A 13,774-nucleotide genomic window follows, 5' to 3' on the forward strand; every position below is an offset into this window, starting at 1 on the left:
GGTTGCAAAAATACTATTAATTACCGCTTAATAAAAATATTCACTTCTTAAATTGGAACAGTTTTTCTCTTTCAAGTCTAAAAGAAAAAAATAAGGCTGTTATAAAACAGCCTTACAATAGTCATTTTAAATTACTGATTAATTGACCAAATTGAATATCCTTTTGGAGGACATTGTATTTTTACCCATTTATCGGCTTGGGTTGTTGGATACCAAGTCGAATTTCCGGTGAAATCTTTAATTTGTGTATTGGCCCAATTGGTTTGAACCCATCTTTCCTGCCAGACATCAGAATTGTTAATATAAACGACCAATCCAGGATTTCCATTGTAACCATTTCTTCTCGCTACATATTCATCATTATCAGAATATAAAATAGACGTTGTTCCAGTTGCTTTATTATTATGAATCCAAATCAAATTATTTAATTTGTTTTTGTCCAGCCATTCTTCGTAATCTCTGTAGAAAATTGTTGGATAACCTTCGTGTGTTAATATATAAGAATAAGCCAATAATTTGCTCCATATTTCATCTGTATCATGATTAGTCACAAAAGTTACCGCTTTGTATGGATTTCGTTTCCACATCATATCATCGTTCAAAAGCGCAAGATTATTTCCATCAAAGGCATCATTCATTTTGTAATAGCAGGCAAAATCAAATACAGAACTATTCGCATTATTAGCCCACCATTCAAGAGTATTTACATTAGAATCCCAATATTCACCAACAGAAAATCCGCCTACATTTGCATTCCAAGCATTTACAACCCAAGGACCAAATCCTTTAACGTAGTCAAATCTCCAGCCGTCAAACTTCATAGTGTTCTTGTAATATTTACCAACTCCATCAGCTCTCAGCCAAAGCCAGTCTTGAACATTTGGTGCAGCGTGACATAAATCTGGAAACCCTCCAAAGGCACCTTCATCATTATTTCCGTAACTGTTTTTATAAAAATCATTATAAGTACGCTTGAATTTTCCAGAAGCAATTCCAGTAAAATTAGTCCAAGTATTTGTTCCAGTAAAAGGATTAGCTTCTGACTGGCCTCCACTGTTATGATTAATTACAATATCGGCATACACTTTCATGTTTTCAGTATGAGCAGCAGTTATCAAACTAACCAATTCGGTTTTAGATCCAAATCTAGTTTCTGTACTTCCATTTTGATTGTAATCTCCAAAGTCAAAATAATCTGTTGGATCATAACCCATAGAAAAAGCTCCGTTTTGAGCTTTAGAAGCAGGTGGAAGCCAAATAGAACCAATTCCGGCATTTGACCACGCGGTTACTTTTGAGCTTACAGTATTCCACCAGTTTCCGCCTGCAGGAACATCCCAATAGAAGGCTTGCATCATTACGCCGCCTCCTGGGTTGTCTACATATTTACCTGTGGATGAACTTGAAGTTCCTGTGCTAAAAGGTTTTCCATCGTGATGCGTAACATCAATAATTTTGAATTGCTGGCTTTCAGCCTTTGAATCAATTTCGTTGGTTTCATTTTGTGAACAGGAATACAGCAGTCCCGTAACAGCTGTAATAAGGCACAACTTTAAAAAAGGTTTTTTCATAATAGATAGGGTTTAGTTAAATAGTTATTGCAATTATTTAATTTAAAGGCTATAAAAAGATGATATTGTTATTTTTATATGTGATAAATTACTAATTACGCATCTAAAGTATGTATTTTTTGAATTAATTTTAATTTGTAAGAAAATAGTTTGTTACGAAAACGTTGTAGTGTTGAGAACTTTTTTTATTCGGCTTACTTTAAGGTATTTATTTGCAATAGGCAACCTCGATTCTAAAGCTAGTTTAAGGAATAGTTATTTGATTGATATAAAGGAAACTAGTTAACCTCTTTAAAGTACCTGAATATAATCATCATATAATTTTTTGTTAATAGTATAGCGGATAGTTGTATTATGTAATTGAATTGTTATTTTTGTTCGTTATAAGTTACGAAAGAACTATACTCTAATTATTTATGTTTGATGAGTATTTAAAAAACATCTATAATTTTGGCGGATTATCTAAAACAGGCTTACATTCAAATTAAATTTAAAATAATGTCATTAAAAAAATTACAGCTAAAAACAATTGATTTCAAGTTTGCACTAGCAATTTGTTTTTTTCTTTTTTTTGCTCCAATTATTACAGCTCAAGAAATAATTCCTGATGTTGTAGCCGAAAAACCTGTTGAAACTCACTCAGGAGGAAAATTAAAAATCGACGGAATTATTGCAACAGTAGGAGATTATATTGTTTTGGATTCTGACATTGATAAAGGATTTTTAGAAATTACTGCGCAAGGTGGTTCTACTAAAGATATTACAAGATGCCAAATGCTTGGTAAGCTTTTAGAAGATAAATTATATGCACATCAAGCTATTCAGGATAGTATCATTGTTAGTGATGCCGAAGTTAGAAGTATGATGGAAGAGCGTCTGAACTATATGACGCAGCAAGTTGGTGGAGATATCAGCAAAGTTGTTGAATATTACAAAAAGAGTTCTGTAGAAGAATTTAAAACATATTTTGCGGACATCTTAAAAGAGCAGAAACTTGCTTCAGAAATGAGAGACAAGATTATTAAAGATGTTGAAATTACTCCAGAAGAAGTTCGTAATTTCTTTAAGAAAATACCAAAAGATGAATTGCCAACCTTTGGTGCTGAGATGGAAGTAGCTCAAATTGTTGTAGAACCAAAAGTTTCTAAAGAAGATAAGCAAAAAGTAATTGACAGATTAAATTCGATAAGACAGGACGTTTTAGATGGTTCTAGTTTTGCTACAAAAGCCGTTTTATATTCTCAAGATCCAGGATCTTCTCCAAATGGAGGTTATTATAAAATGACTAGAAAAACTCCTTTTGTAAAAGAATTTAAAGATGTTGCTTTTAGTTTACAGGCAGGTGAGATTTCACAGCCATTTGAAACAACTTTTGGTTTCCATATTATTATGGTTGAGAAAATAAAAGGACAAGAAGTAGAACTTCGTCATATTTTGATTGCTCCAACTGTTTCAGAAGCTGCTTTAAAAGAAGCAAAAGAAAGAATTACAAACATCAGAAATAAGATAATCAATAAAGAAATCACTTTTGCTGATGCTGCAAGAACTGAATCTGATGAAAAAGAAACAAGAGCAAATGGAGGGACTTTAGTAAATCCTACCACTCAAGATACTCGTTTCGAATTGACGAAAATGGATCCAGTATTATACAGTCAAGTTTCTAATTTAAAAGGAGATGAAGTTTCTCAGCCACTTTTAAATACAGATGATAAAGGTAAAAAAACGTATAAATTGATTACTGTAACAAACAGAATTGACGAGCATACAGCAGATTATGCTAAGGATTATACAAAAATCAAAGAATTAGCATTGAAAGAAAAACAAATCAATGCAATCGCAAAATGGTTTGATACTAAGATTAAAGATACTTATATTAAAATTATTGGTGAATACAAAGAATGTGCTTTCGCAAACAACTGGTTGAAAAAATAATTTTTATTAAATAAATAAAAAGAGTTAGTTTTATGAATTCATAGAACTAACTCTTTTTAATTTAAAATATATTCATAAATGTCTGACGTAACAGCAATTCACAATTTAGTTCAAAAAAGAAACGAATTAAAAAAAGAAATAGCGAAAATCATTGTAGGGCAGGACGCCGTTGTAGATCAAATTTTACTTTGTATATTTTCTGGAGGACACGCACTTTTAATAGGTGTTCCGGGTTTGGCAAAAACCTTAATGATTAATACTTTGTCTCAAGCTTTAGGTTTAGATTTTAAAAGAATTCAGTTTACGCCGGATTTAATGCCTTCTGATATTTTAGGAAGTGAAATTCTAGACGAAAATAGAAATTTCAAATTTATAAAAGGGCCAATTTTTTCTAACATTATTTTGGCAGATGAGATTAACAGAACACCGCCTAAAACTCAGGCAGCTCTCCTTGAGGCTATGCAGGAAAGATCGGTAACTATTGCAGGACAGCATCATAAATTAGATTTACCCTATTTTGTTTTAGCTACTCAAAACCCAATTGAACAGGAGGGAACATATCCGCTGCCAGAAGCGCAGTTAGACCGTTTTATGTTTGCAATAAAATTAGAATATCCAAGTTTTGAAGAAGAAGTTCAAGTTGTAAAACGTACAACTTCTGATGTAAAGACAGAAATAAATCCACTATTCACAGCTCAGGAAATTATAGATTTTCAGCATTTAATTCGTAGAATTCCTGTTGCTGATAATGTTATAGAATATGCAGTTACTTTAGTAAGCAAAACTCGTCCTGATAATGCTTTGACAAATGATTTTGTGAAAAATTATCTCGATTGGGGAGCAGGACCGAGAGCTTCACAAAACTTAATTTTGGCAGCAAAAGCTCATGCAGCATTCAATGGAAAGTTTTCACCAGATATTGAAGATGTCCAAGCTGTTGCAACTGGAATTTTACGTCATAGAATTATTAAAAATTATAAAGCAGATGCCGAAGGAATAACAGAAGAAGTTATTATTAAAAAGCTGATGTAAAATATCAATTGAAATTGAAAAAAAAGCCTGATAATTTTATCAGGCTTTTTTTATTTTACGTGGTTAATAAAATAGAAAAAATATTGAATTTCGATGTCTTTAAAAAATAATAAATTGATCCGTTCAAGACAACTATAACGTTATAATTGCTTATTTAGAACAGTTCTTTGCGAAAATAGAGGTAAAATCTCACTTACTTCGTAACATTAAATTTCGACTTTGTTAATGAAAAGATTTTAAAATATCAATAATTCATTTTTTTGATTCAAAATTGCTGTTTTAGCAAAAACTGACATTGAAAATCGTTTTTTAGCAATAATAATTTTTGAAAAGGCGAGATCTATTATATTCTTTTTAATTCTCGGCTTTAATTTTTAAATTTGCATACAAAAAAAAATACTTCTACTATATTATGAATACTTACAAAGATTACATTAAAGAAATTGAAGAAAGAAAAGGCCAAGGACTTCATCCAAAGCCGATTGATGGTGCAGAATTATTAAGCGAAATCATTTCGCAAATTAAAGATGTAGATAACGAATATAGAGAAGATTCTCTTAAGTTTTTTATTTACAACACATTGCCGGGGACAACTAGTGCAGCTGGTGAAAAAGCTAAGTTTTTAAAAGAAATTATTCTTGGTCAATCTGTTGTAAAAGAAATAACTCCAACTTTTGCTTTTGAATTATTATCTCACATGAAGGGTGGTCCTTCAATTGGAGTATTGCTAGATTTAGCTCTAGGAAATGATACTGCTATCGCAGCAGAAGCGGCAAAAGTTCTTAAAACACAAGTTTTCCTTTATGAAGCGGATACAGATCGTTTAATAGAGGCATATAAAAATGACAATGTAGTTGCAAAAGAAATCCTTGAAAGTTATGCTCAAGCTGAGTTCTTTACAAAACTTCCAGAAGTAGCTGACGAAATTAAAGTCGTTACTTATATTGCTGGTGAAGGAGATATTTCTACAGACTTGCTTTCTCCAGGTAACCAAGCTCACTCCCGTTCAGATCGTGAACTTCACGGTAAATGTATGATTACTCCTCAAGCACAAGACGAAATCAAAATGCTGCAAGCACAGCATCCTGATAAAAGCGTTATGCTTATTGCAGAAAAAGGAACAATGGGTGTAGGTTCTTCAAGAATGTCAGGTGTAAATAACGTGGCACTTTGGACAGGAAAACAAGCAAGTCCATATATTCCATTCGTAAATATCGCTCCAATTGTTGGTGGAACAAACGGAATTTCTCCAATTTTCCTAACCACTGTTGATGTTACTGGTGGTATTGGTTTAGATCTAAAAAACTGGGTTAAAAAACTTGATGAGAATGGTAATGTTGTTCGTAATGAAAATGACGAACCAATTCTAGAGCAGGCATATTCTGTAGCAACAGGAACAGTTCTTACAATTAATATTAAAGAGAAAAAATTATACAACGGCGATCAGGAATTAATTGACATTTCTAAGGCATTTACACCTCAGAAAATGGAATTTATTAAAGCTGGAGGTTCATACGCGATTGTATTTGGTAAAAAACTTCAAACATTAGCTGCGAAAGTTTTAGGTATTGAAGCTCCTCTTGTATTTGCTCCATCAAAAGAAATTTCTATTGAAGGACAAGGTCTTACAGCAGTAGAAAAAATCTTTAACAGAAACACTGTTGGTGTACCTGCTGGTAAAGTATTACACGCTGGTTCTGATGTTCGTGTAGAAGTTAATATTGTAGGTTCTCAAGATACAACTGGACTTATGACTGCTCAGGAGTTAGAATCTATGGCTGCTACAGTAATTTCTCCAATCGTAGACGGTGCGTACCAATCAGGTTGTCACACTGCTTCTGTTTGGGATAAAAAAGCTCAGGCGAATATTCCAAAGTTGATGAAATTCATGAACGATTTTGGTTTAATTACAGCTCGTGATCCAAAAGGTGTTTATCACTCGATGACAGACGTAATTCACAAAGTACTTAACGATATCACTATAGATGAGTGGGCTATCATAATTGGTGGTGACTCTCACACCAGAATGTCAAAAGGTGTTGCTTTTGGAGCTGACTCAGGAACAGTTGCTCTTGCATTAGCTACAGGTGAGGCTTCTATGCCAATTCCAGAATCTGTAAAAGTTACTTTCAAAGGAGATATGAAAGGATACATGGACTTCCGTGATGTAGTTCATGCTACTCAAGCACAAATGCTTCATCAGTTTGGAGGAGAAAACGTATTCCAAGGTAGAATTATTGAGGTTCACATTGGAACTCTTACTGCTGACCAGGCATTTACGTTTACTGACTGGACTGCAGAGATGAAAGCAAAAGCTTCTATCTGTATTTCTGAAGATGATACTTTAATCGAATCATTGGAAATTGCAAAAGGCAGAATCCAGATCATGATCGATAAAGGTATGGATAACGATAAACACGTTCTTCAAGGGTTAATTAATAAAGCTGATAAGAGAATCGCTGAAATTAAATCTGCTGAGAAACCAGCTTTAACTCCAGATGCAAACGCTAAATATTACGCTGAAGTTGTAGTTGATTTGGATCAGATTGCTGAGCCAATGATTGCAGATCCAGACGTAAATAATGTTGATGTTTCTAAAAGATATACTCACGATACAATTAGACCTCTTTCTTTTTATGGAGGAGTGAAAAAAGTAGATCTTGGATTTATTGGTTCATGTATGGTTCACAAAGGAGATATGAAGATTCTTGCTCAAATGCTTAAGAATATTGAAGATCAAAAAGGTAAAGTAGAATTTTTGGCACCGCTTGTTGTAGCGCCTCCTACATATAACATTGTAGACGAGCTTAAAGCTGAAGGTGACTGGGAAGTTTTACAAAAATATTCAGGTTTCGAATTTGACGATAATGCTCCAAAAGGTGCAGCGCGTACAGAATATGAAAACATGTTGTATTTAGAGCGTCCAGGATGTAACCTTTGTATGGGTAATCAAGAAAAAGCGGCAAAAGGAGATACTGTAATGGCAACTTCTACTCGTCTTTTCCAAGGAAGAGTCGTAGAAGATTCTGAAGGTAAAAAAGGAGAGTCGTTACTTTCTTCTACACCAGTTGTAGTTTTATCTACAATTTTAGGTAGAACTCCAACATTAGATGAATATACAACTGCAGTTGAAGGCATCAACTTAACTAAATTTGCGCCTTCTAACAAGCAATTAGTAATGTAATCCTTCGATTATTAATATATTAAAGCCCGAGCGATAAACTCGGGCTTTTTCTTTTATAGCTCCTCTATTTTTTGTAACTTGTGATGTTCAAAATAAAATAAAAAAACAAAAAATAATTATAAAACTTATGGCTTTTGATATCGAAATGATTAAAAAAGTGTACGAAAACATGCCAAGTCGTGTTGACAAGGCACGCGAGATTGTTGGTCGTCCACTTACCTTAACAGAGAAAATTTTATACAATCACCTTTGGGATGGAAATCCAACAAAGGCGTTTGGAAGAGGAGTTGATTATGTTGATTTTGCACCAGATCGTGTAGCTTGTCAAGATGCAACTGCTCAAATGGCTTTATTACAATTTATGCATGCTGGTAAATCTAAAGTAGCAGTTCCTACAACAGTGCATTGTGATCACTTGATTCAGGCAAAAGTAGATGCTAAAACAGATTTGGCCAGAGCAAAAACACAAAGTAATGAAGTTTTCGATTTCTTGTCGTCAGTTTCAAATAAATACGGAATTGGTTTCTGGAAACCAGGAGCTGGAATTATTCACCAAGTAGTACTTGAAAATTATGCTTTCCCTGGTGGAATGATGATTGGTACCGATTCTCACACTGTAAATGCAGGTGGTTTAGGAATGGTGGCAATTGGAGTTGGTGGAGCCGATGCTGTAGACGTTATGTCTGGTATGGCTTGGGAGCTTAAATTTCCTAAATTAATTGGAGTTAAATTAACTGGTAAATTATCAGGTTGGACTGCTCCTAAAGATGTTATTCTTAAAGTGGCTGGTATTCTTACGGTAAAAGGTGGTACTGGTGCTATCGTTGAATATTTTGGAGAAGGCGCAACTGCAATGTCTTGTACGGGTAAAGGAACTATTTGTAATATGGGTGCTGAAATTGGAGCTACAACTTCAACTTTTGGTTATGATGATTCTATGAGTCGTTACCTACGCTCTACAAACAGAGCCGATGTTGCCGATGCTGCAGATAAAGTAGCTTCTTACTTAACTGGAGATCCAGAAGTTTATGCAGAGCCAGAAAAATATTTTGATCAGGTTATCGAAATTAACCTATCGCAATTAGAACCGCATTTAAATGGTCCTTTTACTCCAGATTTGGCTACCCCAATTTCTAAAATGAAAGAGGAAGCAATCAAAAATAACTGGCCTTTACAAATTCAAGTTGGTTTAATTGGTTCTTGTACAAATTCATCTTACGAAGATATCTCTCGTGCAGCATCACTGGCAAAACAAGTTGCGGCTAAGAATTTAAAAACTAAAGCTCAGTTTACTATTACTCCAGGTTCTGAAGTGGTGCGTTCTACAATAGAGAGAGATGGTTTTATAGAAACTTTTAATAAAATCAACGCTACTGTATTTGCTAATGCCTGCGGACCATGTATTGGTATGTGGGATAGAGAAGGAGCAGAAAAAGAAGAAAGAAACACAATCGTTCACTCTTTCAACCGTAATTTCTCAAAACGTGCAGATGGTAATCCAAACACTTTGGCATTTGTAGGTTCTCCAGAATTGGTAACTGCGTTAGCCATTGCTGGAGATTTAGGATTTAACCCATTAACAGATAAATTAATAAACGAAGACGGAGAAGAAGTAATGCTTGATGCTCCAACTGGAGACGAACTTCCTCTTAAAGGTTTCTATGCTGAAGATCCGGGATTTCAAGCTCCGGCTGAGGACGGTTCGGGAGTTCAGGTAGTAGTCAGTCCGACATCTGAGCGTTTACAATTATTAGCTCCTTTTGATGCTTGGGATGGTAAAAACATTACAGGAGCTAAACTGCTGATTAAAGCATTTGGAAAATGTACAACTGACCACATTTCTATGGCTGGGCCATGGCTTCGTTTCCGTGGACATTTAGATAATATTTCTAATAATATGTTGATTGGTGCTGTAAATGCATTCAACCAAAAAACAAATTCGGTTAAAAATCAATTAACAGGTACATACGATGCCGTTCCTGCCGTAGCACGTGCATACAAAGCAGCTGGGGTTCCGTCTATAGTAATTGGAGATCATAATTATGGCGAAGGTTCTTCTCGTGAGCACGCTGCAATGGAGCCTCGTTTCTTAGGAGTTAAAGCAGTATTAGTAAAATCATTTGCTCGTATCCATGAAACAAACCTTAAAAAACAAGGTCTTTTAGGATTGACATTTGCTAACGAAGCAGATTACGATAAAATTCAGGAAGATGATACAATCAACTTCTTAGATTTAACTGAATTTGCTCCAGGAAAACCATTAACATTAGAGTTTGTTCATGCAGATGGTACAAAAGATATAATCTTGGCGAACCATACTTACAACGCAGGTCAAATTGGCTGGTTTGTTGCAGGCTCTGCTTTAAACTTAATTGCTGCTGGAAAAGCTTAATCTTTAAGATTTACCTTTATATATTAAAAAAAACGCTCTGTGAAAACGGGGCGTTTTTTATTTAAGATCGCTAAATGGAAAAACTTATTTTTTTAATTACTGTTTTGTGAACATCATTTTATAAGAAAAATAAGCTTAAATTTTAATTATCTGAAAATCAATAATGAAGCTTTTTTTGATATTAAGTCAAGTTTAAATTTGACATTTTGGAATAAATTAATTGTTAAAAATTATGGTTTTTATGGTTTTAAGAGTTAAATTCGCCTTTGAGGTAATATATTTATAATTTTTAAGTTTAATTATGTAACTAAACTTAAAAAAAAGAAGTACTAACTTAAATAGTAATTTATGATTTTTAGATTAATAATAGGAATGTTTTTTTTCAGTGTTGGAGTATTTGCACAAGACAATTTTGTTAAGCACAAAATTTCAAAAGGGGAAAATCTTTCTGTTATTGCTAAAAAATATGGAGTAAAAGTTAAAGAGATTTCCGATGCAAATCCAAACTCTTCTAAAATCTTAAAACTAAATTCGATCCTTTTAATTCCAAATAAAAATAATGCTAACGTTAAAACTAAGTCTGAGCCTAAATCTGAAGTAGTTATAAGTACCAACCCAAATTCACACGAAGTAGCAGCCAAAGAAACGCTGTGGGGAATTTCAAAAAAATACAACGTCTCTGTTGATGATTTAAAGAAAGCTAATCCGCTTTTGGAAACGGAAGGATTGAAAATTGGACAACAGATAACAATTCCTTCTAATTCTTCTGATGTTGCATCCACAAATGAAAAGCCACGTGAGAATGCACCAGAAGTTATCTCTACAGAAGTTGAGCTTTATAGAGAAGTGAAACCGAAAGAGACGAAATACGGTATTTCTAAAGAATATGGAATTACTGTTGCAGAATTAGAGCGCCAGAATCCGTCTATAAAAGGGAAAGTACCTGTTGGATATCTTTTAAAAATTCGAGTTCCAAAAGAAAAAGCAGACGCGATTCAATCGGCTATTGCAATTAAAGAATCACAAAATGCTGCAGTATCTTCACCAGTGCAAATAGCACAAACTGCTGAAATTAAAAAAGATTCTACATTTGTTAGATTATCAACTGGCAGTCATTCAGAATTAATAGATCAGCTTATTGCAAATGCTACAGAAAACATTGGAGTGCGTTATAGATCGGGCGGGACCACAAAAGCAGGGTTTGATTGTTCTGGTTTAATGATTTGTACTTTTAATAATTTTGATATTAAATTGCCAAGAAGTTCAATAGAACAATCTCGTATTGGTACAAAAGTGAACACAGAAGAAGCTCAAAAAGGAGATTTAATTTTCTTTAGAACCAATGGGAGACGTCACATTAATCACGTTGGAATGATCGTTGAAGTTGCCGATGGTGAAATAAAATTTGTTCATTCATCAACTCACGGAGGTGTTATGATTTCTTCTACAAAAGAACCGTACTACACTAGAGCATTTTCTCAAGTAAATCGCGTTTTAGAATAATATTAGAGAGAAATACTTTCTAGTAAATCCAGTCGTAAAGGCTTGTTCCAAAAATCTGAAACATATTTATTGTTTTTTACCTTTTTAATTTCGTCAATATCCAAAGTTGATGAAAGAACAAAAATCTCAATTTTAGCTTTTAAGTTTTCTTCTAGAGTGGCAAATTCTGCTAAGAACTCAAATCCATTCATTATAGGCATCTGAATATCTAAAAGAATAATCAGCGATTTATGATCTGGATTTTGAACAAGCCAATCTATTCCTTCTTTTCCATTATTAGCTATAAATAAAGGATTGATATCTAATCCTTTTTTTAGCAGTTTTTTAATGATAAATTGGTCAATTAAATTGTCTTCTATAATTAGAAATTGCGGTTTAAATTGCATTTGAATTAGGTATCGTTACAATAAATTTACTTCCAACAGTACTTTCTGAAAAAACAGAAATATCGCCTTTAATATTTTCTACAGCTTCTTTGACAATATAAAGACCTAGTCCAGAACCTTTATTTTTGTTTGTTCCAAAATACATATCAAAAATATTGTCCTTATGATCATCGTGAATTCCAATACCATTATCTGCTACTTCAATTTTATTTAAGCCTTCACTAAAATATGTTTTAATAGTAATAAACATTTCTTGTTTGCTGCAGTCAGCATATTTTATGGCATTTGAAAGCAGATTATTAATAATGATTTTTAAACGAAGACCATCACTTTCAATCTGATCTACTTCGAGTTCCTGCGTAAATTTGATTTTACTTGCATTTTCAATATGCATTAATTGTAAAATAGCTTCATTAAACAATTCTTTCAAGCTTACTGGCTCCATGATTACTTCTTTTCTTTTGTTTTTAGAATAATCAATGATATCGCTAATAAATTGATCTTGTCGAGCGAGACTCTGATGCATCATTTCAAGATAATTTCGAACTTGATTTACATCATCTTCTAATGCCGTAATTTCTATAAGACCTTTTAATGAAGTTATAGGAGATCTTAAATCATGAGATGCACTATATACAAATCGGTCTAATTCGCGATTTACGATAATAAGATTTTCATTTTTTATCTCAGTCTCTTTTTTGGAAACAAGTAGTCTTTTGACCATAATAGAATAATAAAGACAAACACTGCAGATTATTATTAGAATAAAAAAGACATTCGAAATAATCAATAAATCCTTTATTTTTCGGGTTCCTTCACCTAAAACATTAGAAAAATTCCGTTCGTTAATAGTTAATTGATCACTTATAGCGCTGATTTGTTTTAAGTATTGCTGCTGATCTTCAATCGTCAAAAGATTCCGTTCAATTTTAGCATTAATCTGCTGGCCGATAACAAATAATTTGAAAATCAATTTGTCACCTTTTCCCCATTCATCTATCGCTTTTGATAGATAAGAAATCTGTTTAAAATTGTCAAAAAGCCAAATAATATCATCTAAATCTTCTTCATGATTTCGGCCAATTAAAAATCCGTTACGAGCAATTTTATTGTCGCCGGCTTTTAAAAGTGTAATTCGAGCAATACCATCGCCCTGAGGAACTTTTAGTTCTTCTAAATACAATTTCCACTGATTTGGATTTTTAGTATATAGATAAGTTATAAGATGTCTTGATGCGTCTTTTTGTCCCTTCGAATAATGAGATTCACCATTAACATAAGCTCTATTAGCGGATAAAATTTTGATAGTAAAAAAGTTAATGCAGATTAGCAGTGCACACGAGATAAAAACTATTAAAATAAGAATGAAAACTTTTGGAAAACGAAAGTTTTTTAATGCTTGTAACTTAGACATAATCTTATAATTAATAGGTTAATATAAAGTGCCTTTTGTGTGCTTATGTAGACTTAGAAATAAACTTATGGGGAAAGCTTATCAGTTAATATAAATTAAACACTTGTTAAAATTATTTGTCATTGAAAAAAATATCTGGAATGGTTTTCTCAAATATAATAAAATTTATCTTATTATTTTTACAAAAAAAATAACTGTCCAAAAGAATATAAAATCAAGGTTTGTTTTACTTAATTATTTGTTTTATAGGTTTTTGTGTTTTTGTCTTTAATTTTTACATAAAAATGGATTGTTTTTCTGAGAAGATAAAATGAGTTTACAAAGGGAATATTAAAACCCTTGAGCAATCAATTGTAAATG

8 protein-coding genes are annotated in these 13,774 nt (G+C 32.9%); 5 read left to right on the forward strand and 3 right to left on the reverse strand.

Features of this window, described 5'->3' with window-relative positions:
* Positions 1-131: 131 nt before the first annotated feature.
* Positions 132-1,571, reverse strand: a complete 1,440-nt coding sequence (locus QMG60_RS09070; protein ID WP_134139596.1) for an alpha-amylase — start codon at positions 1,569-1,571, stop codon at positions 132-134.
* Positions 1,572-2,069: 498 nt separating this feature from the next.
* Between QMG60_RS09070 and QMG60_RS09075 the strand changes: the two genes are divergently transcribed.
* From QMG60_RS09075 to QMG60_RS09095, 5 genes are all read left to right on the forward strand, one after another.
* Positions 2,070-3,503 carry a peptidylprolyl isomerase gene (locus QMG60_RS09075; RefSeq protein ID WP_281867554.1) on the forward strand — a complete coding sequence of 478 codons (1,434 nt, stop codon included), beginning with the start codon at positions 2,070-2,072 and terminating at the stop codon, positions 3,501-3,503.
* A 78-nt stretch (positions 3,504-3,581) separates the two neighbouring features.
* Positions 3,582-4,535 carry a MoxR family ATPase gene (locus tag QMG60_RS09080; RefSeq protein ID WP_057117048.1) on the forward strand — a complete coding sequence of 318 codons (954 nt, stop codon included), beginning with the start codon at positions 3,582-3,584 and terminating at the stop codon, positions 4,533-4,535.
* Positions 4,536-4,947: 412 nt separating this feature from the next.
* Complete coding sequence (locus QMG60_RS09085) at positions 4,948-7,719, forward strand: bifunctional aconitate hydratase 2/2-methylisocitrate dehydratase (RefSeq protein ID WP_281867555.1); 2,772 nt, start codon at positions 4,948-4,950, stop codon at positions 7,717-7,719.
* Between the two features lie 127 nt (positions 7,720-7,846).
* Complete coding sequence (locus QMG60_RS09090) at positions 7,847-10,111, forward strand: aconitate hydratase (RefSeq protein WP_281867556.1); 2,265 nt, start codon at positions 7,847-7,849, stop codon at positions 10,109-10,111.
* Between the two features lie 348 nt (positions 10,112-10,459).
* Positions 10,460-11,614, forward strand: a complete 1,155-nt coding sequence (locus tag QMG60_RS09095) for a peptidoglycan endopeptidase (RefSeq protein ID WP_281867557.1) — start codon at positions 10,460-10,462, stop codon at positions 11,612-11,614.
* A gap of 2 nt (positions 11,615-11,616) precedes the next feature.
* On the opposite strand, the gene QMG60_RS09100 is transcribed toward QMG60_RS09095, so the two are convergent.
* A complete protein-coding gene (locus tag QMG60_RS09100) occupies positions 11,617-12,000 on the reverse strand; it encodes a response regulator (RefSeq protein ID WP_057117044.1) in 384 nt (127 codons plus the stop codon).
* Positions 11,990-13,183 carry a HAMP domain-containing sensor histidine kinase gene (locus QMG60_RS09105; protein WP_241774358.1) on the reverse strand — a complete coding sequence of 398 codons (1,194 nt, stop codon included), beginning with the start codon at positions 13,181-13,183 and terminating at the stop codon, positions 11,990-11,992. The genes QMG60_RS09100 and QMG60_RS09105 overlap by 11 nt, the downstream gene beginning before the upstream one ends.
* Positions 13,184-13,774: the final 591 nt, after the last annotated feature.

Origin of the sequence: Flavobacterium sp. GSB-24 (genome assembly GCF_027924665.1) — a bacterium.
In the GTDB taxonomy this organism is placed as follows: domain Bacteria; phylum Bacteroidota; class Bacteroidia; order Flavobacteriales; family Flavobacteriaceae; genus Flavobacterium.

Coding starts and splice junctions, on each gene's coding strand:
- QMG60_RS09080 (WP_057117048.1), top strand. CDS start 3,582: ATGTCTGACGTAACAGCAATTCACAATTTAGTTCAAAAAAGAAACGAA.
- QMG60_RS09075 (WP_281867554.1), top strand. CDS start 2,070: ATGTCATTAAAAAAATTACAGCTAAAAACAATTGATTTCAAGTTTGCA.
- QMG60_RS09070 (WP_134139596.1), bottom strand. CDS start 1,571: ATGAAAAAACCTTTTTTAAAGTTGTGCCTTATTACAGCTGTTACGGGA.
- QMG60_RS09090 (WP_281867556.1), top strand. CDS start 7,847: ATGGCTTTTGATATCGAAATGATTAAAAAAGTGTACGAAAACATGCCA.
- QMG60_RS09100 (WP_057117044.1), bottom strand. CDS start 12,000: ATGCAATTTAAACCGCAATTTCTAATTATAGAAGACAATTTAATTGAC.
- QMG60_RS09085 (WP_281867555.1), top strand. CDS start 4,948: ATGAATACTTACAAAGATTACATTAAAGAAATTGAAGAAAGAAAAGGC.
- QMG60_RS09095 (WP_281867557.1), top strand. CDS start 10,460: ATGATTTTTAGATTAATAATAGGAATGTTTTTTTTCAGTGTTGGAGTA.